The organism is Nostoc sp. DSM 114159 (genome assembly GCF_053470285.1).
In genome coordinates this window covers 7,487,748-7,513,796 of the sequence record NZ_JBPFEH010000001.1, presented here as the reverse complement: position 1 = coordinate 7,513,796, position 26,049 = coordinate 7,487,748, and the positions used below count along the sequence as shown (strand labels likewise).

Sequence of the window (26,049 nt, the reverse complement as noted above, 5' to 3'; positions counted from 1 at the left end):
GATTTTAGATTTTAAATTTTAAATTTTAAATTTTAAATTTTAGATACAGTTCATTTACTATCCTAGTTATTTTTATGAGGGGTTTGGCGAGACGATGCAGACAAAGGAGACAAGGGGCTAGGGGAATAAATATGCCCAATACTTCTCTTCGAGAGGCTGCGCCAACGACTACGCTCAGTACAAGTGCCCAATGCCCAATGACCAATGACTAATGACCAATAACTAACAAAACGTCATAAACTGAAAAATGCATCTAATATAACGCGTTAGGATCTTGACTAAATTACCTGTGCGGAAAATCGTTATTGCCGGCAACTGGAAAATGTTCAAAACCCAGGCAGAAACCCAAGAGTTTTTACAAGGATTTCTGCCCCATTTAGAGGAAACCCCCCAAGGGCGAGAAGTGATATTGTGTCCTCCTTTCACTGATTTAAACGTTTTGTCCAAGACTTTGCACGGTAGCCTCATCCAACTGGGGGCACAAAATATCCATTGGGAAGAATATGGAGCCTATACGGGTGAGATTTCTGGCCCAATGCTGGCAGAAAGTGGTGTGCGCTTTGTGATTGTCGGTCATAGCGAACGACGGCAATATTTTGGAGAAACGGACGCCACCGTTAATCTGCGCCTCCGAACTGCTCAAAGGTTTGGTTTGACTCCAATTCTCTGTGTTGGCGAAAGTAAACAACAACGAGATGCGGGAGAAACTGAATCACTGATTGCTCTCCAACTCGACAAAGGCTTGGTAGATATCGATCAAGATAATTTGGTGATTGCTTACGAACCGATTTGGGCGATTGGCACTGGCGACACTTGTGAAGTCGAAGAAGCTAATCGAATAATTGGCTTAATTCGTAGCCAGTTGACTAATCCGAATGTATCAATTCAATATGGCGGCTCAGTCAAGCCGAATAATATTGATGAGATTATGGCTCAACCAGAAATTGATGGTGTCCTCGTGGGAGGAGCAAGTCTAGAACCTGAGAGTTTCGCTCGGATTGTGAATTTTAAATCAGTGTAATGTGCTTTTTTCTCGTTCCCATGCAGAGCATGGGAATGCCTAATGTAGATAAGAAGAATTCAGAACTCAGGAGTCAGAATTCAGAATTGAATTTTGTACGACTGTTTTTAATGACAAATGTTCCAGATATTAAGTATTCAAAAGTTGGAAATCTTTATTTCTCACCCACCTACTTACCCGAATGGATGTTGCATCCAAATGAGAACCGCTATATATATATTTCAAGACTAGATCAAATTTAAGTTTATCTATGATCGCAAAGCCTTGGGATGCTCAACTTGCTTACTGGCTAATTAAACCTCTAAAAGACAGTTGGGTAAATCCCAATCATCTTACTACAGTGCGACTTTTGACAGGGTTGGCGGCGACAGTCGCCCTCGCAGTTGGTGATACCATTTGGGTTAATATTGGGGGATGGCTATTTGCTTTATCTAACTTTCTCGATCATACAGACGGTGAATTAGCTCGTTTGAGTGGGAAAAGTAGCAAATGGGGACATCAATATGACCTTGCTAGTGACGCTATCATCCATATTCTATTGTTTGTGTGTATGGGATATGGTCTTAGGGAGGGAAAATTTGGTTGGTGGGCGTTGGTGATGGGGATAGTATCTGGCGTGTCTGTTGCTTGCATCTTTCATTTGCGAAACCAAATGGAACAACGTTTAGGTAAAGACGCCAGCCGTCAACCAAATTTCGCCGGCTTTGACATTGAAGACGTGCTATATTTGTTTCCCATAGTTCCCTTACTGAATGGACTAGAGCCGTTATTAATGGCAGCGACAATTGGCGCGCCAACCTTTGCTATATGGGTAATTTGGCAATTTTGGACACTCCCGCAGCCGGAATCAAACTAGATAAGGAAGCAGTGAGAGAATAAATAATTATTAATGGACATCAATGGAGCTTCAAACTGAAATTGATAAAGCTATAGCAGCCGTTGATTACCAGAAACTTCAAGCTGAGTTTCAAGCTCAAAATGAATTTTTGGTGGTTGAAAACTTTGTCCCTAGCTGCATCATCGAGGAGTTTTTGGCGCTGTTGCCATCTTTGCAACCTGCTATCAACCGCAACTATATTCCTAATCATAAAAAGGGGGGTAGTATCAGCCGCTATAGCTTAGATAGCCTTGCTCCGATTTTTGGAGAATTTTATCAACTCAGTGCCTTTTTCGAGTTCCTGAATAAAATTACGGCAGAAAAACTCCTTCCCTGTCCTGATTCCGATCCCCATACTTACGCGCTGTACTATTACACTGAGCCTGGAGATCATATCCAGTATCATTACGATACTTCTTACTATCACGGGAAACGCTATACAGTGTTGCTTGGTTTGGTTGATAATTCATCTAGTAAATTGGAATATCAACTCTACAAAGATATTCCAGAACGGGAAACTCAAACGCGATCGCTCTCCATAACCCCTGGTACTCTAGTATTATTCAATGGTGACAAACTTTACCACAGAGTTACTCCTTTGGGTGAAAATGAACGGCGCATTGTCTTAACTTTGGAGTATGTTACCGACACCCGTATGGGTATGCTAAAACGTTTTGTCTCCAATATGAAAGATGCGATCGCTTATTTTGGCTTTCGTCAAGTATTTCGCACTTAAAATAACTAGCACCCGGCCTCTACCTATATTCTCCAATTACCTCGATTTTACCCACAATGTTGCTGTTTAACTCTTCCAGTTCTTCGGCTGGAATCCACCATTCTGTATGATATGAAGCCCCAACTTGATGAACTTCATACTTATCCATAAAAACTTTCTTAACCTCAAATTGTGTAACATAACCTACACCACTGTCCCTAATATTCCATTTGGTCGCAATTTCCTGGGCATACTGCTCGTTTGTAACGGGGTAAAAAATTGGCTGTTCAGGTAATCTCGGCGGCCATTTGGTGTAGTCGCTTTGTTTAACCAGTTTTAGCTCTTTTGGCCCAGTAGGGCGATACAGAGTTACTGTTTCTTCCATGTTAAGAATTAGTTAATAAACGTTGAATTGAGCAAAATACAGTCATTATAAAATACTGGGAAAACTTCCAGATTTCCTGGTGTCTAAGCTACTGTTGGTGATTTGACGATGAAGGCAATTATCTTAGCTGCTGGCGTTGGACGACGCTTAGGTAAAGACGGGCAAATCCAACCCAAATGCTTACTGAAATTTAACGGCAAATCTCTACTAGAGCGCCATTTTAACTATCTCCGTCATTACCAAATTGATGAAGTAGTGATTGCTGTGGGTTATCAAGCAGAAAGAATTCAGGATGAAATCAAAACATTAGGAGCCGAAAGTTGGGTCAGTACAATTTATAATCCTGACTACACCAAGGGCAGCGTAATCAGCCTTTGGACTGTACGTCAGCATTTAGTTGCTGGCGATGACATATTATTAATGGATGCAGATGTGTTGTGCGATCGCCGCATCATCGAACGACTGGTAAAGACAAATATCCCCAACAGTTTCTTACTAGATCGGGATTTTGAACCGGGAGATGAACCCGTGAAGCTTTGCGTCAGAGATAATTATCTAGTGGAGTTTCGCAAACAAATAGCTCCTGGTTTAGCTTATGATTTTGCCGGTGAGTCAGTGGGATTCTTTCGTTTTGAAAGTGCTGTTGTTGGCCGTCTTGCGATTCGCACAGAACAATATGTTGCAGATGGACGGGATAATGAACCTTATGAAGAAGTAATTCGGGATCTGCTCTTAGAAACTCCAGAAACATTTGGCTACGAAGACATCACTGGATTACCTTGGCTCGAAATCGATTTTCCCCAGGATATTCAACGTGCCCAAAACGATATTTTACCTCAGATAGAAGTCGCAGAACATGTCTGAAAATATCTTCATTTATAGCGGTTTTGGTTTGGATGCATTACAGTTTGACCTCTCTCCAAACCTCTCTCCTAAAAGGAGAGAGGCTTTGAATCTTACCCCCCTTCCCTTGTAGGGAAGGGGCTGGGGGTTAGGTCTGTATTCCATGCAATTGAGAATCGCAATATTATATAGGTTGAAAAAAGCAGAATAAATGCATCAAATATTTGCACCCAATCATACCTCTGCAAAATTAAATAAATGTGCCCAATTAAGGTTATTACTAGAATCGCCTCAACTCGACTTCATTATGGAAGCTCATAATGGGATTAGCGCCCGGATTGTGGAAGAGGCTGGATTTAAAGGAATTTGGGCGAGTGGATTAGCCCTTTCGGCTCAGTATGGCGTTCGAGATAATAATGAAGCCAGTTGGACTCAAGTTGTAGAAATGCTAGAGTTCATGTCTGATGTCACCAGCATCCCGATTTTATTAGACGGGGATACTGGTTATGGCAACTTTAATAATATGCGCCGCTTGGTGAAAAAGTTAGAACAGCGAGGTATTGCTGGAGTCTGTATTGAAGATAAGCTTTTTCCCAAAACCAATAGCTTCATCAACGGGAGTCGCCAAGCTTTAGCTGATATTGATGAATTCTGCGGCAAAATTAAGGCGGGTAAGGATAGTCAGACAGATGCAGATTTTTGCATCGTCGCCCGACTTGAAGCTTTGATTGCCGGCTGGGATCTTTCGGAGGCTTTGCGCCGAGCTGAAGCTTACCACGCTGCCGGAGCAAACGCCATCTTAATTCACAGTAAATCATCGCGTCCCGATCAAGTGCTAGCCTTTGCTAAAGAATGGGCGGGTCGTTCTCCGTTAGTGATTATACCGACTAAATATTACAGCACGCCTACCGATGTTTTTCGCAAAGCTGAAGTTAATTTGGTCATTTGGGCAAATCATCTGATTCGATCTGCTGTTGCTAGTATGCAAGCGATCGCCCGTGAAGTGAAAGCCAGCGAAACTTTAATCAACATTGAAGATGATATTGCTCCCGTCAAAGAAATCTTTCGGTTACAAGGGGCGGATGAACTCCAAGAAGCTGAAAAACGCTACTTTAACAACGGACGACAACATACCCAAGCGATCGTTTTGGCTGCTAGCAGAGGCCAAGAATTAGCCGGATTGACGCAAGATAAACCAAAAGTAATGTTACCCCTTGGAGGTAAACCTCTACTCAGGTTATTGGTAGATAAATTCAAGAAACTTGCCATCAATGATATTACCGTTGTCGCCGGTTACAAAGCAGAAACTATCAATGTTCCGGGGACTAAAGTCATCCGCAACCCAGATTATGAAACAACGGGAGAATTAGCATCCTTAGCCGTAGCTAAAGCCAGCTTTGGCGAAGAAATGCTGGTGCTTTACGGCGATTTACTATTTAGAAGCTACATCCTGCGAGATTTATTAGAATGTCCCGGAGAAATTGTGGCTGTGGTTGATTCTGTAGCCAACAACAAGTCTGTTAGCGGTTCACCTGACTACGCCTATTGTTCAATTCCAGACGATCTTTCTCTGTTTGGACAGGATGTCAACTTGTTGAACGTTTCTAAAACCACCCAAACGCAATTAGGAAAGTCTAGCGGACGGTGGATTGGGATGCTGCGCTTGCGGAGTCAAGGTAGACAATGGGTTAGTGAAGCACTCAATGAATTGCAAAAGCGATCGGAATTTAACAGTCTGGGTTTGCCAGAATTATGCAATTATTTAATCGAGCAAGGCAAACCGATCAAGGTACTTTATATTCGCGGTAACTGGTTAGATGTTAATTCTTTGGACGATCTTGACCTTGCTTTTCAATTAAAACAATAGGAGTGGGGCATTGGGCATGGCTAAGAGGACAAGGGGACAAGGGGACAAGGAGAATTGGGGACAAGGAGAGAAGTCTGAGCGCCTGCTTCCAGCGTTAGTGCAGCTTGCCGTAGGTATCATAACTTCAGAAAAAAAGACTTGTTGCAAGTTCTAACTTTAATTACCTTGTCCCCTTGTCCCCCTTGTCCCCCTTGTCCCCTTGTCTCCCCTGCTCCCTACTTTCCACCCCCCATCTCTTAATATGATCCAGGCAGAAGAATTTGTAGAAGCTGCGCGTAATCTTGGCTTTGGGTGGTACACTGGCGTACCCTGTTCTTTTCTCACGCCTTTTATTAATTACGTCATCAATGACGTTCAACTTAAATATATCTCCGCAGCCAATGAGGGAGATGCTGTAGCGATCGCAGCTGGAGCCGCAATTGCTGGGAAACCAGCTGTAGTGATGATGCAAAACTCTGGTTTGGGGAATGCAGTTAACCCGCTAACCTCCCTCACTTATATCTTTCGGATTCCGCTGCTGCTGATTTGTACTTTAAGAGGCGATCGCTTGTTGCAAGATGAACCGCAACATCAATTAATGGGACAAATCACAGAGAAATTGCTGCAAACAATGACTATACCTTGGGAATATTTTCCCACAGATGCAGCAGAAATAGAACCCGTTCTGCAAAGAGCCACAGCCTATATGCAACAAGAACGCTGTCCTTATGCTTTAATCATGCGTAAAGGAGCGATTGCACCCCATGCACTCACCCGTTCTTCTATCCCCGAACGAGAAAATAGTAATAGCGCTCATATTCAGCAAAGCTTTTTTCGGGACAACAAAGAACAACGCATTTCTCGCAACGAAGCATTAGCTCGGATTGTGGAACTTACCGCTCCAGAAAACACTGTAATAATTGCCACCACCGGATACACGGGACGCGAACTCTTTGCTAGTAAAGACAGCGCCAATCATCTTTATATGGTTGGCTCGATGGGTTGCGCTTCCTCAATGGGATTGGGATTATCCTTAGCACGGCCAGACCTCAAGGTAGTAGTAATTGATGGCGATGGGGCAGCGTTAATGCGAATGGGTAATTTTGCGACCATCGGCACTTATGGCGGTGCGAACTTGACCCATATTCTGTTAGATAATGAAGTCCACGATTCCACAGGCGCACAAGCCACGGTTTCGGCGGGTATTTCCTTTGCCAAAATTGCCGAAGCGTGCGGTTACGGCGTGACATTAGCCGGAGATGACCCCGCCCTTTTAGATGCTTTATTTACCGCAGATGCTAACACCAGACCTAAATTCGCTCATTTAAAAATCCGTCCCGGAACTTTAGAAAAGCTACCCAGACCCAACCTCACCCCGGAAGCAATTTTACAACGCTTTATGAAACACATTGGTAATTCGTAATGGGATGAGGCAGGAGGCAGAAGGCAGGAGGCAGGGGGCAGAAGGAGAATAACTAATTACAAATGACAAATGACAAATGACAAATGACAAATGACCAATGACAAATGACAAATGACAAAATGATTTTACTCAATCCTGGCCCCGTCAATTTGAGCGATCGCGTCAGAAATGCCCTGTTGCGTCCCGATTTGTGTCACCGTGAGGTAGAATTTTCGCAACTTCAAACCAGAATCCGCGAACAGCTACTTCAAGTTTATGGGCTTGGAAGCGATCGCTGGGCAGCAGTTCTCCTGACTGGTTCTGGTACCGCCGCAATGGAAGCAATGATTAGTAGTTTAGTACCCACAAACGGAAAATTACTAGTCATTGAAAACGGTGTATATGGCGAACGACTATCCAAAATCGCCAAAATCCACGGCATTGATTACATCACACTTTCCCATCCTTGGGATGCCGAAATCGATATCAAAGCTTTAATCAAACTCCTAGATGAAAACGCCGACATCACCCACCTTGCTGTTGTCCATCACGAAACTACTACCGGTCGGCTCAATAATTTGGCGGAACTTGCGCCAATTTGCCAAGAACGCGGTATCAAACTATTAGTAGATGCAGTCAGCAGCTTTGGTGCTGAGGAATTAAATTTTACCGATTGGGGAATCACTGCTTGCGCTGCAACAGCGAATAAATGTCTGCATGGTGTCCCAGGAACGTCTTTTGTCATCCTGCAACGGGATGCACTGCCATCAGTAGACACCATCCCCCGCACTTTATATTTAGATTTAGCAACCTATTGCCAGCAACAAGACCGAGGCGGCACACCTTTTACGCAATCAATACAGACATTTTATGCCCTAACAGAAGCTTTGCAAGAAATGGCAGAAGCTGGAGGTTGGCGTACCAGACACAAATATTACAACCAACTTGCCAGCTTAGTCAGAGACGGGTTAGCCTCAATCGGAATTACACCCCTACTTCCTGTTGGCAGTTCATCCGTTGTCTTGAATGCCTACTACTTGCCAGACGGTTTCAGCTATGAAGAATTTCACGACCAACTGAAATTACATGACTATATAATTTATTCTGGACAGGGAAATTTAGCCAAATCTATTTTTAGAGTCTCGACAATGGGAGCCATTACCCAAGCCGACATGGAACGCTTTGTTGGCGTTGTTAAAGAAATTATTCGGTAAACTGACTTGAAGCGTAAGTTTTACCCCTCCCTAACCCTCCCCTTGCAAAGGGGAGAGAACTGAATTTTTCTTGTTTCCCCCCAATGCATCGGGGGGATTAAGGGGGGTAATTCCACTTGTGGTACAACCAGAGAGGTTATACCAATTTGAAAAAAGAATGCGATAGATACATACGGACATACCTTTGTGATGTCTGGCTTTCTTAATTTTGAATTTTGAATTTTGAATTTTGAATTGGTATTATTTTCCCTTCTCCCCATTCCTTAAGACTGTGCGATCGCATTTACCAGTGGGAATCATAACAAACAGATTTACCACAGTAAATAACCAATGGCTTACCAAAATATTACAGGCTCTCTTTCCCCAGCAGATATCCAAGAAATTAAAGCAGCCTTTGCGACTATCCAAGCGAAAATGCCTTTTCTCGTAACCCTGAGTGTGGAAGAACGACGCAAGTTATTTAAGATGGGCGATAAAAGCCTAGCTTTTGTCAATACCAGCCTGACTGCGGCCCAGTCTAACCGAGATATTCTCCCAGCCAGCTTTGATGTCGATGAATTTGTGCGGGATTATCAATTAGCAATCACACTTACTGAGCTTTTGATTGGATTGCGACAACTGACAGAACAAGTAGATGATACTTTAATGGCAGTCGGCAGCGAAGCAATGGGCAGCAGTTTGACAGTTTATGATTACGTCAAGACTGCTGCAAAGAAAACTCCAGGGTTAAAAAGTCTTGCCGAACAGTTAGGCGATCGTTTTAAGGCTATTAAAAGTAAATCTGCTAAAACTGCTTCTAATTCATAAGCTGTAGTTCAACGCACAAGATAAGATCCCCGACTTTTCAAAAAAGTCGGGGATCTGGCGTTTAAACGCAATTTTAATCTTGTAGTCCAATATGTAAATGAATGAGTCTTTGATACTCGTCGGCGAGTCTTTTATACTTGTGGGCGAGTCTTTAATACTCGTGGATGAGTCTTTGATCCTCGTGGGCGAGTCTTTAATACTCGTGGACGAGTCTTTTATACTCGTGGACGAGTCTTTTATACTCGTGAATGAGTCTTTTATACTCGTGAATGAGTCTTTTATACTCGTGAATGAGTCTTTTATACTCGTGGACGAGTCTTTTATACTCGTGAATGCAGATTGCCTACTACTTGTTGATACCAAGTTGCATTCTCAATCAGGAATTACAGATTGCAAGGTTGTTATTATACTTATAACCGCGTGTAATTTGCCACCTTGCTCCAAACATGGTCACAACTCCCCGCCACCACAGCAAGCCTTCTCGCTTTATCCTTTATGCTTTAGCTTTTATCCTTTCTTTCCTTTTTTGTCTACCTTGGGTTAGCGCCAAAGAAACCCCCAAACCCAAACCCCAAGATTGGCAGATTAACGGTATAGTAGCAGCCCTTGACGACAGCTACGACAAAGTGAAGGGATATGCTTTGAACAAATTAGCTGCTTATGAGCTAAAAGACTTGAAAACCGTGGTTAAGAAACCGGAGGACATAGCACAGACAGTTGTCAAAATCCTCAAGGATGAAAAGGTTGACTCATATGTTCGTGGCAGGGCGGCAGAGGCATTGAGCAACTTCAAGCAGGCGGCGGCACAATACATCCCTGAAATCGCCAACATCCTCAAGGATGAAAAGGTTGACTCATATGTTCGTGGCAGGGCGGCAGAGGCATTGAGCAACTTCAAGCAGGCGGCGGCACAATACATCCCTGAAATCGCCAACATCCTCAAGGATGAAAAGGTTGACTCATCTGTTCGTGGCAGGGCGGCAGAGGCATTGAGCAACTTCAAGCAGGCGGCGGCACAATACATCCCTGAAATCGCCAACATCCTCAAAGATGAAAAGGTTGACTCATATGTTCGTGGCAGGGCGGCAGAGGCATTGAGCAACTTCAAGCAGGCGGCGGCACAATACATCCCGGAAATCGCCAACATCCTCAAGGATGAAAAGGTTGACTCATATGTTCGTGGCAGGGCGGCAGAGGCATTGAGCAACTTCAAGCAGGCGGCGGCACAATACATCCCGGAAATCGCCAACATCCTCAAGGATGAAAAGGTTGACTCAGGAGTTCGTCGCAGTGCGGCAGTGGCATTGGGCAACTTCGGGCAGGCGGCGGCACAATACATCCCGGAAATCCTCAAAATCCTCAAGGATGAAAAGGTTGACTTAAATGTTCGTGGCAGTGCGGCAGTGGCATTGAGCAACTTCGGGCAAGCGGCGGCTCAATACATCCCGGAAATCCTCAAATTCCTCAAGGATGAAAAGGTTGACTTAAATGTTCGTGGCAGTGCGGCAGAGGCATTGAGCAACTTCGGGCAAGCGGCGGCTCAATACATCCCGGAAATCCTCAAAATCCTCAAGGATAAAAAGGTTGACTCAAATGTTCGTCGCAGTGCGGCAGTGGCATTGAGCAACTTCGGGCAGGCGGCGGCTCAATACATCCCTGACATCACCAACATCCTCAAGGATGAAAAGGTTGACTCAGGAGTTCGTCGCAGTGCGGCAGTGGCATTGAGCAACTTCGGGCAGGCGGCGGCTCAATACATCCCGGAAATCCTCAAATTCCTCAAGGATGAAAAGGTTGCTTCAGATGTTCGTGGCAGTGCGGCAGTGGCATTAGCGAATATCAGAAAACTGGAGTTAAAGGAGGTTGTTGTAATTCTGAATAATGTTTATGAGCCTGGTAATTCAGAATACTTAAATTGGCGTTTTCTAACTTATTTCCTGGGCGGTGGCACTGAGGAAGTAAAAACTCTATTGAAATGGCTCGGCTCTCCTCAAGCAACTCCTGACAAACTCTCACACGATGAAGGCATCAAAATCCTCAACGTATTTCTGCAAACTTGGAATAACAGCCAAGGACTAGAACGCTTACGCAAGGACTTAGCCAAGCAAATTTCCGAAGTCGCCGCCAACAAAAATGTTTCTTGGAAATGGCAAGATATTAATTTACTGCAAAGCCATTACAGCAACCTTGAAAAAGCTAGTCCCACTGATGCGAATGCGGTGCAGTCAGTAATTAATCATCTGGAATATTGGCAGTGGTTTTTCAAAGCCAAAAACACCATCCTGATTCATGCTGCCTTTTGGCTTGCCCTCATCTTTGCCTACCCGAAATTTCCCCAAGTCCAAGCCATCTTCTTCTGGAACCCTTGGGTACGCCGAATCTTAGGCGTTGGCTACGTCGGCTTTCTCCTCACCTGGTTTCCCCCCTTCCGCCGCAAATTATTTGAACCCTTCAAACCTTCGCTCTTAGCTGATGCCGGGTTACATAACTTTCACGACCAGTCATACTTCCCAGAATCAAAAGTCAAAGTCCCCATTTCAGGAGACATCCTCCCCATAACCGCAGCCCTCCCCAGCATTCAAGGACAAATTATCTTAGAAGGAGATTCCGGCTTAGGCAAGTCGATGTTTCTCCGTCATCTCTTAAATAACTCCCAGCGCATCGTCGTTTATCTCCCCGCCCAGAAATGTCATAAAGGCGTAATTGAAGCCATCCAAGACAAGCTACACGGCCAAGCCCAAGATGCTGGCTTCCTGAAAAACCTGATTTACAGTGGCGCGATAGATATCTGCATCGACGGACTCAACGAAGTCACCGCCGAAACACGGGCTAAAATCTGCCAGTTTGTCGAAAGCTATTTCCGGGGCAACATTATAATGACTACCCAGCCCCTAGAGTGGACACCCCCCTCAACAGCCAAGATATATAAATTGCAGCCCCTTGAGCAACAACAAATTCAAGAGTTTTTGATATCCCGTCAGCTGCGACTACCCCAAGATGCCAAAATTCAAGGTGCTGATTACGCCAAAGCCTGCACCAATTATTTAACAGAAGTCTTCCAACAACAACAAGCCAAAGAAGAGTTAGATGCTATCCGCCGAATTCTATCCAATCCAATGGATCTAACAGTGGTAGCGCTGATGTTATCACAAGGCAAACACCCTAACTTGTTTCACCTGCAACAACAGCAATACAATTTAATGGCGGCAGAATACCTCAAAGAATGGAATCAAGAATTTCCCTTAAAGAAATTCTCCGCCGCCGTCTACGAAATGCGACTCGCAGACAAACAAGCTTTACCCGCCGATGAATTTCACCAAGTCGCCATGTCTTTGTCAGACGAGAAATACAAAATGGTAGTCAGCCGTCAGTGGCAAGATGAAAAAGGCGAAGCCCAGAAAGAATGGTATTTCCGCCACGATAAAATCATGGATTTCTTCTTAGTGCAAAACTTTCTCGGCGAAACTGATGCCGCCGAAGGACTATTAGTTGATAGAATGGGCGATCCCCGATTTCGTGGCGTTTATTTCTTGCTAGCAACCTTGCTTGAGATAGATGCAGCCAAAAAACTGCGAGAAGAATTGATTCAATACGCCGCCGATACTAAAGACAATACGGTGAGTAATACTTTCGTGCAGTTATTAAGGACTAGATAGTGCAATACGCTTGGCTTTGTGGAAATTTATCTGTTAAGGCAGGCTATTCTTGAGCAGGAAAGGCAAAGGCTACGGTGTATACACAAGTTTGAAATAGCATTACTTGGTTTTTCGCGTCAGTTTTACCCCCTGCTTTATAAGGCAATACGGTTCAGTTAACCCCAGAAACCTTAAACTATGTAGGTTGGGTTGAGGAACGAAACCCAACATTTGCGGGACTTTGTTGGGTTGCGCTTTGCTTAACCCAACCTACAATTTTTCTTAACTGAACTGTATTGCTTTATAAGGGGGGATTAAGGGGGGTAATTTGACTTGTGCGTACACCGTAGCTTTGTAGGAGAGAGAAATAGAACAGAGGTTTCAAATATCTTTAACAGGGCATCAAAGCATCAAACCTCCCTATTACTGCCATATCTTCTTCATCTAACTCCGCCGGAATTCCACTGCGAATCAATTCCGAAAAGTCTTCATTGGGAATCATCACAGTCAACGTGTACAAGCGAGTAGAACCAGTATTTTTAATCAAATGAGTACCAGTGGGAGGGACTAATAAACTATCTCCAGCTTTGATTGTGGCACTCTTGCCGTCACATATAGCGATCGCTTCTCCTTTGAGAACAAAAAACATTTCCACCGCCCACTGATGGCGATTTGGGGGTGTTTGCCCACCAACATCAAAAATTTCTATGCAGCAAGTCAAAGAAGTATTAGCATTTGTCGAATCGAAAATAATTGCTAATCGATTAGAGGCGTCGGGACTGATGCGATATACTTGGTAATCTTTGCTAGATTTGATCACCGGAATTACACAACGAGTAGCGTACATTTATTTATCCCCTCTGAAGTTATCGATGGGTATGAAAATTTCTAAAATCTGAGTACTGAATATTGAGTCATTAGTTGTATCTCTAAATCACAAACCCGCTAATTACTCCTAACTCCTAACTCCTAACTCCTCACTCCTCACTCTTTTGCAGCGCTGTTAAAATTTCTTGCGAGTCAGTGACAAAACCGAAGCATTGTTTGACATTGTACAACGTCGCCAGCCAACAATATTCAGGAGAAGTTGTGGCGGTGCAATCTTTAACCAATACGCAGTCATATCCTAAGAAGTTGGCATCACATAAGGTAGTCAGCACACATTGATCGGCATTAACACCAGCAAAAAATAATGTTGTCCTTCCCAAATTCCGCAAGATACTATCTAAAGGTGTATCCCAAAACCCACTCATGCGGTATTTATCCACACGAATATCTTCGGGAATCTGTTCTAACTCGTCTACTACTGCCGCAGCCCAACTACCTGCCATAAGTACTCTAGCACCATTGCTTGGTAGTGGATCGCCCAATCCCACACCTTCCCCTGTAGGATTATAGACATGGCGCGAACTAGCACTAATATTGAGCAAGTCGGGACGATTACCCCAATTTATCCAAATGACTGGAACGCCAACCTCACGCAGTTCTGGAAGTAAGTTGTTCAAAGGTTCAATAGGCTGGCGCGCTGGAGTTACGTCTACACCGATATGTGCTAACCAGCCATCAGGGTGACAGAAGTCGTTTTGCATATCAATGACGAGGATAGCAGTTTTTGCCAAGTCTAGGCGCAGGGTTTTAGTTTCTGTTGATAAGATAACGGTTTGTGGGGTCTTTTGAGGACGAGTGATATCTGCGATCGCATTATTCACTGTCCACGCATTTGGTGCAACTCCCAATGTCCGCAATGGTAAATTCATAAAATTCCAGTACCCAACACCATTTTCTATTTTGTAACTTGAAATTCAAGTCAAAATACAATTACTTAATCAAGGTTAAATATGGTGAACTACCTACACTTCCCTGACAAGTAAGTGTAGGCTTCCCAATTCATTGGAGATTGGTGGGAGTTAGCCCCTTATCACCCCCTTAATTCAAGATGAATCTCTCACCGCAGGTATGGCATCTGGGGAATCAACCCAATATCATCTCGACGCAAATCTTGCTGATAATTATAATGTTGCAGTTAATGTGTATTTGGTAACTCTTTTCTGGAACAGTATAGAGCGTGAAGTTGTAGTACTGGGGATGGATCGTCGTTCGCTCATTGGAAGGGCACTACTTGAGGATTCTCATCTCAGCATAGACTTCTGTGACGAATATCTTATAGTCCTGAGTAAAACCTAATTAAATCAAAGTTGACTACTTATGAATAAAATAAACCAGCAACCACCAGGAAGCGATTCTAGCAAAAAAGAAGATAAAAATCGTAAAAATTGGTGGATTGAAATTGTTTCAGTAGCAGCAGTATGTTATCTGATATTCAGCCTAGTTAGCCCAATATTTATCGAACAAGGAAAACAACCAAGAAAGATAGAAGCTCCCGATCTTATACTCATTGCCATTGTTTTGTTGTTCAACTCTGGTTTGCTCAATCGACTAGAGGATTTTGGCATTTCTAAAGATGGTGGGTTTACAGCTAAGTTCAAGGAATTAAAACAAGAGGTTAATGAACAGAAAAAACAAATTGATGAACTTCAAGCACAACAGCTAGAACAACTAGGAAAACAGCAGAAAAATTTAGAACAAACACAAGCTTTTATGTTTGGTTTTTTGCTTGCCCAGAAGGATTATGAGAAAATCGATCAGCTTTATAAGCATTCTAAAGCAAAAACGAGTTATGACTTTTATGTATCAAACAATGTAGGTGATGAGTTAAGGCGGTTACGAGATTTTAAATTAATTAAAACGAACTCTGGTTATATCAGTGATGTGGTTAAAGCAAGTAATTATGGTAAAAACTCAATCGATTTAACTAAATATTTTCATGTTACAGATTTGGGCGAACAGTTTTTGTTAACCCGTGAAGCGCTACAGTCTAACAGCCAGCAAGAAATTAAAAATGCTCAGGAAACTCCAAAATAGACTTCTTGCAAAAGTCGGGGTAAAGGGGAAGGGGAAAAGGGTAAAAGAGTAAAGAAATTCAAAACCTTTTCCCTCTTCCCTCTCTTGCAAAAATATATTTTTGCAAGAGGTCTAATATTTCTATCACCAGTTATCTTGGTCGTTATGTTGTTGTTGGCTACCCACGCCAAGAGGGGTAATTTTAAATCGGAATTTGAATCACAAATTCTGTACCCTCTCCCTGTACGGAATTAACCTCCAGAGTACCGCCATGTTTTTCTACAATTATTTGTCGGGCGATCGCTAATCCTAATCCTGTACCTTTACCGACAGATTTAGTTGTAAATAAATGGTCAAAAATCTTTTGTTTGACTTCATCAGACATTCCCATCCCATTATCTTGAATGTAAATTAAAACTCGCTCTTTGTCTTCACTCAAACAAGTTTTAATCTCAATTTTATTATTAATTTCGTGAAAATCATGTCCAATATTGGACTCCTCCAAAGCATCAATGGCATTTGCCAATAAATTCATAAATACTTGATTAAGTTGTCCAGGAAAACATTTGACTAAAGATATATCACCGTATTTTTTCACTACTTTAATATCTGGATGTAGTTCCGATGCTTTTAAGCGATGTTTCAGAATTAAAATTGCACTGTCGATCCCATCGTGAATATTAAAAGCAACTTTGTTTTCTGTATCTGCTCTAGAAAAGGTTCGCAAACTATTGCTAATACTCCGAATTCTATCGATACCTAATTTCATCGAAGAAATCATTTTTGGCAAATCTTCTCGAATATATTCTAGGTCAATTTCGGCAATTTTTTCTTCAATTTCTACACCCGGATTTGGAAACTTTTCTTGATAAAGCTCGATGAGGTTAAACAAATCTTCAACCAAATCAACAGCAGGTTGAATATTACCTGCAATAAAGCCTACAGGATTGTTGATTTCGTGGGCTACACCTGCAACTAAATTACCTAATGCTGACATTTTCTCACTTTGCACCAGTTGTAGTTGCATTTGTTTTAAATCTGTAAGTGAGTGTTCTAATTGTTGAGCATTCTCTTGCGATCGCTGATAAAAAGAAGCATTTTCTAAAGATATGGCAGCTTGCGAACACAATAGGTTGATTACTTGGAGTCTATCATGGGTAAATACTCCAGCAATGAGATTATTTTCTAAGTAAAGGATGCCAATTAACTTCCCTTGATGGAGAATGGGGGTACACAGTAAACTCTTGGGTTGTTGTCTGATAATGTAGGAGTCAGAGGTGAAGGAATTGTTCGCAGTTGCATCATCAATTACCAATGTTTCTAAGGTGCGTTTGACATAGTTAATTGCAGTTAGAGGGATATCTTCGCTAAACTCAATAGGAACAGATTGCAAAATAATTGGCACTTTCTGGAATGTTGCGTAGGCGTAGCCCGTCGTAGACATCGCTTCGATCGCCCAAATATTATCTTTCAGTAAAATTAAAGCAGATTTTTTTGCTCCAGTATTCTCCATTACCACTTGCATTAATGTAGAGAGCAACTTCTCTAAATGAATTTCGCTAGATAGTGCTTGAGAGGCTTTGAGAACACTTGCTAAATCTAAAGCTTCGGAAATGCTGGCACTGCTAGATGAAATTGTCGTATCAGCAGCCAAAGTAGACAGGGACATGTTATAAAAACTGGATGCTGGTTCCGTAGGATTGAAACGAATTTTTTCCCATTGGAGAATCTGGGCGAGTAATTGAGGATAACGTTTTTCTAAATCATAGACTTTGGCTTTAGCGCCCCAACGAACATAGCAGTAGTAAGCATTTGTCAAATAGGTTTGGGCAATTTGCTCTTTACCCCATGTTAAATAAAATTCGGCAGCGAGTTCGTTAGCTAGAGCTTCTTCTTGGATATATTCATTTTCTTTGGCTCCTTGAATGGCGCGATCGTACATTTCCATTGCTTGAATATATTCGCCGAGAATACGATAGCGTTCAGCCTCCACTAAATGAAACTTATGTAAATGATTCATCGGCGCATGATGCGCCCAGTTCTGCATTTTTTCCTGATTAGCTGTAACCCTTTTAAGGATGAATGCTTGCTTATCTTCAGAAGCATCAGAATATACGGCTAATTGGCTCAGAGAATCATAGAAATGAAATATAGCAAAAATAATACTTCCAAGAAGACTTTCTAAATAATTCTGTACTAAATCAGCATTTTCAATAGCCTGAGTATACTCAGCAAATAAATAACAGAGAAGCAATTTATTAAAATACAACGAACAAATCATAGTTTGATCGTTGCTTTGGAGATGAAGCGGCAACATGGTTTCTTCATTGTAAGCATCACCGATTAAGCGGCAAGGGTTTTGATTTTTTGAAAGTAAGTTAAGCACTACTTGCCGATAGAGTTCATTTTTATGTAAAGATGGTTCTTGACGAATTTGTGCGAGTCCTTGACTATAATTTCCTATTTCCTGTGCTAGAGAAGATAATTCTTTACCAGCAAAATATGAACTCAAGGAATAATTACATACACAGTAACCTGCAAATTCTAAATCTCCTATTTCTACTCCGCTATAATAAGCTGATTGTATAGGAAGTAAAAGTTCATTAAGATGCTTCTTCCAATGATTCAAACAGCCATAAACAATCATATATGTTTTAGCAATGAATTCTTTAGCATTTAATTTATCTAATAGTTTTAGACTGAGTTGACCGAATTGATAACCTGAATCAATATCTCCTACAATCCCGACAAGAATCAGCCCATAAGATGAATATCCATAAAGCGAATTAGCAGTATTTCCATAATTTAGGGATAAATTAACCTGTTCAAATAATATTAAAGGATAGAGTTCTGGGATAACTAGATAAGCAGCAGCAGCAATATTTGTCAAAATATTCATGGCTGCTAACTTATCTGGCTCAGTCATTAATTTTAACTCTAGTAAGCTTTCAATAGTTTTTCCCTCTAAAGCTAATTGTGTCTCCTGTAGTCCACGGTTAATATCTTCTGCTGTTGGCTGTTCTGGCAGTTCTATTCCCAATATTTTGAGAATATGGAGTCCCGTTTTTATAGCTTCCCACATTCTGTTTTGTGCTACCTGAGATAAGATTCTGACTTCGTAGGCTTTGACTCGATCGATCGGTGTTTTGCCATGTTGTAATATTACTTGTATAGATTGTTCTGTCTGTTCAAAATCACCGTTAAGATGGGCGACTTCGGCAGAGGTTGAGTACAGTGTTAAAGCCAACTCATACTGATGTTGCCAACAATCTTCTGTGAGTAACTTAATTCCAAAATTTGTGTATTCTACAGCAGCTTCATAAGCAGTCGAAATTTTGGCTTTATGACTTGCAGTTAGGTTTAATTTTGCCAGTTCTTCTCGTTCCTCTGGTTGAGTAATTAATTCAACTCCTAAGTTTAACTGATTGACTAATTTAAACAAATGTTCTTCGCGTTCTTCAAGCGAGATATTCCTCAACATTAATCGCCCAATTTTGAGGTGTACTGTCTGCTTTTGATTTTCAGGAATTAGAGAATAAGCAGCTTGTTGAACGCGGTCGTGCAAAAACTTGTAGGAGCAGGAAGTAGAATCGAGCATTGAAGAATCAGAAGTAATTATAGATTCTTCTGATTCCTGTTGATAAAACTTGTAAACTTCAGTTGTGGGTATGACCAAACCTTCTTGCAAAGCTTTCCATAAGTCTGCTGCTGTCTCTGCTAAAGATTTTTCATAGACAATTGCGAGAGTTGCTAGGTCAAACTGATTATCAATAGAAGCTGCAAGCTGCAAAACTTTTTGAGTTGCTTCTGGTAACTTCTGTAACTGAAGCACCATAAACTCTACCACATCCTCAGTAAATGCTAATCCTCTAACCCGAGCAAGATCGCATTGCCAATGACCGATATCAAAGTTATAGTTAATTAACTTCTCTTCGTGCAGAAACTTGAGAAACTGATTGGTAAATAAGGGGTTGCCTTGGGTTTTTTGATATACTAAGTCTGTGAGAGGTAGAGCAACCTCTAAGTTAGATTTTAGAGTATCAGTAATTATATGATTTAAATCTGTATGATTGAGAGAGGCTAAAGTAATAGTATGAATATTCGCACCATTTTTATGAATTTCTCCTAAGGTTAACATCAAGGGATGTGCTGGATATACTTCATTGTCTCGATAAGCACCAATAACTAACATATAGCGAATTTCGGTTTCACTAATTAGTAATTGCATAAACTTTAGAGATGCTGAATCTGCCCATTGTAAATCATCCAAAAATATTACTAATGGATGTTCTTTGGTTGTGAAAACCTGGAGAAATTTTTTAAACAGTAAATTGAAGCGATTTTGTCCAGCATTACCTGAAAGTTCGGGTACTGGTGCTTGTTGTCCAATAATTTTTTCTAGTTCGGGAATAACTTCGATAATTACTTGAGCATTCTCACCCAAAGCTGTCAAAATTTTAGCTTTCCATTGTTCGAGTTGGGCATCGGTTTCACTCAGTAATTGCCCCATCAAATCTCGAAATGCTTGGACGAAAGCTTTTAAAGGAATATTGCGTTGAAATTGATCGTATTTTCCTTTGATAAAATAACCCCGTTGTCGCACAATTGGTTTATGGACTTCGTTAACAACGGCAGTTTTCCCAATACCAGAGAAACCTGCTACTAAAATCATTTCAGTGTTTCCCTGTGCGACTCTATCAAATGCTGCGAGTAAGCTTTCTACTTCTGTTTGCCGTCCATAGAGTTTTTCTGGGATGATGAAGCGATCGCAAATATCTCGCACTCCTAACTCAAAGACATCAATCCTGCCAGTTTCTCGCCACTGACGCCAGCAAATTTCTAAGTCATACTTCAACCCTAATGTACTTTGATAGCGGTCTTCGGCATTTTTCGCCATCAGTTTGCCGATAATCTCCGACAGAATTGGGGGAATCTCAGGATTCAGGCTATGCACCTGTGGAGGAAGCTTTGCCAAATGACAATACACCAACTCCATTGGTTCATCAGATTTGAAAGGTAACTGTCCGGTGAGGAGTTCAAAAAAAGTGACACCCAAGGAATAAAAGTCGCTGCGGTAGTCAATTCCCCGGTTCATTCGTCCGGTTTGTTCGGGAGAGATGTATGCTAACGTCCCTTCTAGAATATTTGGATTAGTGAGGGTTTGCGTTTCTCTAGAAAGTAAGGAGGCAATACTAAAATCGATCAGCCTTATATCTTTGGTAGTAGGGTTAATCAAAATGTTGGCGGGTTTGATGTCTTTGTGAATCACTCGGTTGTGATAAAGTCCATCAAGAATGGAGACAATTTGCAAAGCAATGTGAAAAAATGTCTGCAATCCATCAGCAGTTCTCCCCATTCCCCCATCTCCCCACCTCGCCATCTCTTCTTGGAGAGAAATCTCGCCCAAATCTTCCATAACTAAGGCATAGCTGTTTTGATAGTTCTCCAAACTATAGGTTTTGATAATCCCATCAATATCTAGGTTTTTGGCAATGGTGTACTGATTGCGGAACCGCACGAGTTCATAAAATGTGGGATACTCACGCCGCAACAGTTTAATCACTACTGGTTTTTTATCTGATTCTCTAATGCCGCGATGCACTAGGGTTTTAGATCCCGAATAAATTAGTTCATTTATTTGATAACCGGTTAGTGCCACCATAGTTTTCTTTTCCTAGAAGATTAATTTTTCCTGATTACATTGGTTGTTCCTATTAATACAAATGTGCTTAAGGTTTGGGAAGACTGTTTTGTAAAAAGATATGAATATGCGTAGGCGTAGCCCGTCGTAGACATCGCTAAATTCTTATTTACAGCAGCAAAACTTTAGTAATTGACTACAAAACCCCAAAAGAAGGCAGATTTTGTGTATGCTCTGTGACTAAGAGCCTTAACAACACCTTTTCAGGAGTAATCATGGAACGCGCCATCTCTGCGTTGGGAATTTTAGTTTTTATCGCTATATCCTACGCCTTCTCTGTTAATCGTCGGGCGGTGCGTTGGCGAATAGTGGCCTGGGGTTTGGGATTAGAATTTGTGTTTGCGCTAGTGATTCTTAAAACTCCTTGGGGTTTAAATGTATTTAAATCTCTGGGAGATATTGTCGGTCAATTTTTAGCATTTTCTGATGTTGGTGCAAAATTTGTCTTTGGAGAAAATTTTAAGGATCATTTCTTTGCTTTCCAAGTGCTGCCGACAATTATCTTTTTCTCTTCTTTTATTAGCGTCTTGTATTACTACGGCATTTTACAGCGAGTCGTAAATGTGGTGGCGTGGGTAATGATGAAGACGATGAAAACATCGGGTTCTGAATCTTTATCTTGTGCAGGTAACATCTTTTTGGGGCCAACAGAGGCGGCGCTGATGGTTAAACCTTACATAGCGAAGATGACGCAATCAGAACTCCATGCCGTGATGACGGGTGGTTTTGCCACAATTGCGGCTGGAGTATTAGGGGCGTATCTTTCCTTTGGCATCCCAGCAGAACACTTGATTGCTGCTTTCTTTATGACTGCTCCCACTTCGTTGGTGGTATCAAAATTACTTTACCCTGAAACAGAAGTATCAGAGACGGTTGGTAAAGCAAAAGCATATATAGAAACCAATTATGTAAATGTAATTGATGCTGCTACCACCGGAGCAATTGACGGCGTGAAGCTAGCAGTTAATGTTGGGGTGATGATTATCGCCTTTTTAGGATTATTGGCTGCCTTGAATGCCCTACTGGGATGGTTAGGGGGATTTGTCGGTTTACAGCAACTTTCATTACAGCTGATTTTATCTTATTTTATGGCTCCCGTAGCTTGGCTGATGGGCATACCTTGGGCGGATTGTCGGCAAGTTGGGGCTTTATTGGGTACAAAAACAATTTTGAATGAGTTTATTGCTTTTTTGGATTTGAAGGCATTAATTGAAAGTGGAAAAATCTCTCAACGAGCAGTAATTATTACAACTTACGCATTATGTAATTTTGCAAATATCGGTTCAATTGGCATTACCATTGGCGGCATTGCGGGGATAGCACCCAATCGCCAGCATGACTTAGCTCGTATGGGTGTCAGGTCAATGATTGGCGGATTGTTAGCGGGTTTTATCACTGCTTGCATTGCTGGGGTGTTGATTTGAAGAAGAATTTTCTAAATATTCTAAATATAGTTAGAGAGACGCGATACATATAGTTAGAGAGACGCGATACATATAGTTAGAGAGACGCGATAAATCTAGTTAGAGAGACGCGATAAATCGCCGTCTCTACAAGGAATTTATTCGTCAATTATTTACTGACAGACTACTAATCATCTGTAGAGTATAACTGTTGGGCGTAAAAACGGGCATACCGTCCTTCCTGAGACAGGAGAGAGGTGTGAGTACCAGCTTCAACCACCTGTCCTTGTTCGATTACGAGAATGCAGTCAGCCCGACGAACGCTGCTCAAGCGATGGGCGATAATAAACACGGTACGATTTTGCATGACTCGCTCTAGTGCTTCTTGAACTAGCGCTTCTGATTCAGAATCTAGGGCAGAGGTGGCCTCATCCAGGATGAGAATTCGAGGATCGTTGGCAACTGCTCTGGCGATCGCTAATCTTTGCCGTTGTCCTCCTGATAGGTTAACTCCACGCTCTCCTAACCAGGTATGATAACCCTGAGAAAACTGGGTGATAAAGGAGTGAGCGTTGGCAATCTTGGCTGCTGACTGAATCGCTGCTAAATCTAATTCTTCTTGACCGTAACCGATATTTTCTGCGATCGTCCCTGAAAAAAGGGTAATATCTTGGGGAACAATGCCAATTTGATGGCGCAAACTGGTGAGTGTGACATCACGGATATCAATATTATCAACCAGAATTTGACCTGCTTGAGGGTCATAAAAGCGAAGTAAAAGGTTAATTAAGGTCGATTTGCCTGCTCCAGAAGAACCAACTAAGGCAATGACATCACCAGGAGAAGCATTCAGGCAAAGATCCTTAAGAACTGGCTGGTCGGGATTGTAGGCGAAATCGACATGACGATACTCAACTTTGCCCATAACTCGTGGCATTTCCTGAGCATTCGGTTTTTCGCTGATACTAGGTTCCTTCGCCATCAGTTCAAAGATCCGTTCAACAGAAGCTTCAGTCTGTTTGTACTCGTTGTAATTGCTAATCAACAAGTCGATTGGCTGAATTAGTAAAGCCACAGCAGCTAAGAAACTGATAAACCCTTGAGCAGTTAGCTGATTCTGAGAAATCTGCCATCCTCCCAATAAAAACAGCAGCATAATACTAACTGCTTCCAAAAAACCGACAACGGGAAACTGAATCGATTTGAGTTGTAGAGCGCGATACTTAGCTTGGCGATTGATTTCTGCTTCTTTATTGAATCGCTTCACTTCATATTCTTGGGCTGCAAAAGCTTGAACGACGCGAATCCCGCTAAATACCTCAGTTAGCATCGCCGACAAATTGGAAACCTGATTTTGGCTCTGGCGAGATAGCACGAGTAATCGCTGACCGAATTGCCCGATCAACCAAGCCATTAAAGGAGCCAAAATCAAACCCGCAAGAGTGAGCGGCCAATTCAGGTAGAGCATATAAATGGGAATCGCAATTAACTGCAACAAGTTGGAAAGAAACTGATGGGATAACTTGTCCACAATTTCGCCGACGCGATCGATATCTTCAGTTAGGCGATAAGTTAAGTCTCCCGTTTGTGTGGTTTCAAAGTAATCTAATCCAAGTTTGTGCAGGTGAGCATAAACCCGCTTACGCAAGTTTAAAACCATGTTCAGGGCAGCAGCAATCATAAAGACATTCTGCCCGTATTGACAAAGCCCTCGAATCAAAAATACCAAAGTGGCTAGTCCGAGCCAGTAAGCAATCTGGTTAACATTTCCCTGGCCAAGATAAAAAGCGACCTGACCTGCTAAATAGGGCACTGCTAGGGTGAATAACACAAATCCTAGAATACAAGCCAATCCCCGAATTAACAGCGGCCATTGGGGCCAGAGATAAGGCAACAGTTGCCAGTAACTAGAGCGGACTTTCATAGGTAAGTAAGAATTCAGGAGTTAGGAGTTAGGAGTACAGACGCGATTAATCGCGTCTGTACAGGAGTCAGAATTGAGGTGCATTACGGCGTTAGCCTATCACATCATGTTACCGAACCGTGTGGACTCCTGAATTCTGACGCAATTTCTACTCAGTTTCTCCTAGAGAGTTTAGTAGAAAGCGGGCAATTCTCTCAGATGCGCCGGGTGGGCCAAATCGCTCAGGGCCATTTTCTTTGCACTTAGCGAGGTAGTCTGAATCTTGTAAAGTTTCAACTACTCGTTTCGCTGCTTGCTTGAGAATCTCAGGGGTTGCTGGCTTCGTGCCGATGGTTTGGGCAGAAATGCCCAACAGCCGCGTTTGCGCTTCTGCAAATTGATAGGTAAATTGAGGGCCTTCTCCGGGAATCTGGATAATCGGTTTGCCGATCGCTACTGCTAAATCCACTGCCAACCCTGCCATCCCTATAACCAGAGTAGAGTAATATACGATATCACTGAAGGCATCTGAGTAACATCTCACTTCTACAAGGGGTGATTCCTCAGCAGAACTTCCTGGAGGAGAATAGGTGAGGATGCCTTGATTCAGTTGCCAACCTTGACTTTGAGCAATCTCGCCTAATTGTTCCATCAAATTTGGTACTAAGGCGGCGCGAAACTGCAATCCTGAAGGCATCACCTTGGCAATTTCGATCGCCAGTTGCAACTGCAAACAGAAATTTCGCGCGGCTTCCGGCATCCGCGATCCTGGTAAAAGTGCGATCGCCGGAACGTCTGGTTTCAGGTACAAGTCTTTGCCAGTGGGAACAAGGCGATCTAAAGCCGGAATCCCACCAAACTGAGCCTTAGCTATACCTTGCCGTTGGAGATCGAAAGCCGTATAGGAATCTCTGGTGAAAACTGTCAGACATCGAGAAGAATTAAGGTCGTGCCACAGCAGTGGATTGATACGCAATCGCCCTTCATAGAGGGCAGAAAGACAAGAGATAAACGAAACGAAGGGACGCTTTGTTAAGTAAGCAAATGTCTGGGAGATAAAATCTCCAGTAGACATAATTAAATCGCAGTTGGGAGCATACTGCAACACCACTTGTAATTGTTGCCACGTTAACCCAATCAATCCCGATTGAAAATCTTTGAGCAAATACAGGCGCTTCATGTAAAAGAATCCGCCAGAGGGCATTATTTGTGTGGGCCCAATAATAGGAATGTCCAAGCTGCGGTAAGCTTTTCCTTCCCCCACAATCGGCATTGCCGCCATCTTAATAGAAGGATTTAATTGGCGCAGGGTCTGAATAACATGAGAGGTGTGGTTGTCCTCTCCGTGGCCGTTACTGATAAACAAGATTTGCTTAGAAGACATCTTGGAGTTTGG

At 42.3% G+C, this 26,049-nt stretch carries 17 protein-coding genes; 11 read left to right on the top strand and 6 right to left on the bottom strand.

Going from position 1 to position 26,049, the window contains the following annotated elements; translation table 11 throughout:
• The first annotated feature begins 289 nt into the window (after nt 1-289).
• The 3 genes from tpiA (at nt 290) to ACR5KR_RS31675 (ending at nt 2,634) form a co-directional block, all read left to right on the top strand.
• Nucleotides 290-1,021, top strand: coding sequence for a triose-phosphate isomerase (gene tpiA, locus ACR5KR_RS31685; protein WP_445632248.1), 732 nt, complete (start codon nt 290-292; stop codon nt 1,019-1,021).
• A gap of 250 nt (nt 1,022-1,271) precedes the next feature.
• The gene (locus tag ACR5KR_RS31680) at nt 1,272-1,877 is read left to right on the top strand and encodes a CDP-alcohol phosphatidyltransferase family protein (protein ID WP_445629142.1); all 606 of its coding nucleotides are present in this window, start codon (nt 1,272-1,274) and stop codon (nt 1,875-1,877) included.
• 43 nt (nt 1,878-1,920) lie between these two features.
• Nucleotides 1,921-2,634: a 2OG-Fe(II) oxygenase gene (locus ACR5KR_RS31675; RefSeq protein ID WP_445629141.1), complete on the top strand. Its 714-nt coding sequence runs from the start codon at nt 1,921-1,923 to the stop codon at nt 2,632-2,634.
• Between the two features lie 19 nt (nt 2,635-2,653).
• On the opposite strand, the gene ACR5KR_RS31670 is transcribed toward ACR5KR_RS31675, so the two are convergent.
• Nucleotides 2,654-2,998 (bottom strand): hypothetical protein, encoded by a 345-nt coding sequence (locus ACR5KR_RS31670; protein WP_448269268.1) that lies wholly within the window; start codon nt 2,996-2,998, stop codon nt 2,654-2,656.
• Nucleotides 2,999-3,106: 108 nt separating this feature from the next.
• On the opposite strand from ACR5KR_RS31670, the gene ACR5KR_RS31665 reads away from it, so the two are divergent.
• The 6 genes from ACR5KR_RS31665 to ACR5KR_RS31640 all read left to right on the top strand — a co-directional run bounded on the left by ACR5KR_RS31665 (nt 3,107) and on the right by ACR5KR_RS31640 (nt 12,766).
• Nucleotides 3,107-3,862 (top strand): phosphocholine cytidylyltransferase family protein, encoded by a 756-nt coding sequence (locus tag ACR5KR_RS31665; RefSeq protein ID WP_448269267.1) that lies wholly within the window; start codon nt 3,107-3,109, stop codon nt 3,860-3,862.
• Between the two features lie 190 nt (nt 3,863-4,052).
• A complete protein-coding gene (gene aepX / locus ACR5KR_RS31660; RefSeq protein ID WP_448269266.1) occupies nt 4,053-5,708 on the top strand; it encodes a phosphoenolpyruvate mutase in 1,656 nt (551 codons plus the stop codon).
• A 241-nt stretch (nt 5,709-5,949) separates the two neighbouring features.
• Nucleotides 5,950-7,110, top strand: coding sequence for a phosphonopyruvate decarboxylase (gene aepY / locus ACR5KR_RS31655; protein ID WP_448269265.1), 1,161 nt, complete (start codon nt 5,950-5,952; stop codon nt 7,108-7,110).
• Between the two features lie 104 nt (nt 7,111-7,214).
• Nucleotides 7,215-8,303 (top strand): 2-aminoethylphosphonate aminotransferase, encoded by a 1,089-nt coding sequence (locus tag ACR5KR_RS31650; protein WP_448269264.1) that lies wholly within the window; start codon nt 7,215-7,217, stop codon nt 8,301-8,303.
• A gap of 330 nt (nt 8,304-8,633) precedes the next feature.
• Nucleotides 8,634-9,110: a hypothetical protein gene (locus ACR5KR_RS31645; protein ID WP_335008547.1), complete on the top strand. Its 477-nt coding sequence runs from the start codon at nt 8,634-8,636 to the stop codon at nt 9,108-9,110.
• Nucleotides 9,111-9,556: 446 nt separating this feature from the next.
• Nucleotides 9,557-12,766: a HEAT repeat domain-containing protein gene (locus ACR5KR_RS31640; protein WP_448269263.1), complete on the top strand. Its 3,210-nt coding sequence runs from the start codon at nt 9,557-9,559 to the stop codon at nt 12,764-12,766.
• A gap of 370 nt (nt 12,767-13,136) precedes the next feature.
• Here ACR5KR_RS31640 and ACR5KR_RS31635 read toward each other — a convergent pair whose 3' ends face one another.
• Both ACR5KR_RS31635 and ACR5KR_RS31630 read right to left on the bottom strand, forming a co-directional pair.
• The gene (locus ACR5KR_RS31635) at nt 13,137-13,592 is read right to left on the bottom strand and encodes a cupin domain-containing protein (protein ID WP_194042486.1); all 456 of its coding nucleotides are present in this window, start codon (nt 13,590-13,592) and stop codon (nt 13,137-13,139) included.
• A gap of 130 nt (nt 13,593-13,722) precedes the next feature.
• Nucleotides 13,723-14,502, bottom strand: a complete 780-nt coding sequence (locus ACR5KR_RS31630) for a cysteine hydrolase family protein (protein ID WP_448269262.1) — start codon at nt 14,500-14,502, stop codon at nt 13,723-13,725.
• A gap of 448 nt (nt 14,503-14,950) precedes the next feature.
• Between ACR5KR_RS31630 and ACR5KR_RS31625 the strand changes: the two genes are divergently transcribed.
• The gene (locus ACR5KR_RS31625) at nt 14,951-15,667 is read left to right on the top strand and encodes a hypothetical protein (protein ID WP_445629133.1); all 717 of its coding nucleotides are present in this window, start codon (nt 14,951-14,953) and stop codon (nt 15,665-15,667) included.
• Between the two features lie 181 nt (nt 15,668-15,848).
• Here the strand turns inward: ACR5KR_RS31625 and ACR5KR_RS31620 are convergent, their stop codons facing one another.
• Entirely contained in the window at nt 15,849-21,308 is a 5,460-nt protein-coding gene (locus ACR5KR_RS31620; protein WP_448269261.1) for a trifunctional serine/threonine-protein kinase/ATP-binding protein/sensor histidine kinase, read from the bottom strand.
• Nucleotides 21,309-21,562: 254 nt separating this feature from the next.
• Between ACR5KR_RS31620 and ACR5KR_RS31615 the strand changes: the two genes are divergently transcribed.
• On the top strand, nt 21,563-22,771 hold the full coding sequence (locus tag ACR5KR_RS31615; protein WP_448270401.1) for a NupC/NupG family nucleoside CNT transporter: 1,209 nt from the start codon (nt 21,563-21,565) through the stop codon (nt 22,769-22,771).
• A 166-nt stretch (nt 22,772-22,937) separates the two neighbouring features.
• On the opposite strand, the gene ACR5KR_RS31610 is transcribed toward ACR5KR_RS31615, so the two are convergent.
• Entirely contained in the window at nt 22,938-24,674 is a 1,737-nt protein-coding gene (locus ACR5KR_RS31610) for an ABC transporter ATP-binding protein (RefSeq protein ID WP_448269260.1), read from the bottom strand.
• Nucleotides 24,675-24,822: 148 nt separating this feature from the next.
• Nucleotides 24,823-26,037, bottom strand: a complete 1,215-nt coding sequence (locus ACR5KR_RS31605) for a lipid-A-disaccharide synthase-related protein (protein ID WP_448269259.1) — start codon at nt 26,035-26,037, stop codon at nt 24,823-24,825.
• Nucleotides 26,038-26,049 lie beyond the last annotated feature (12 nt).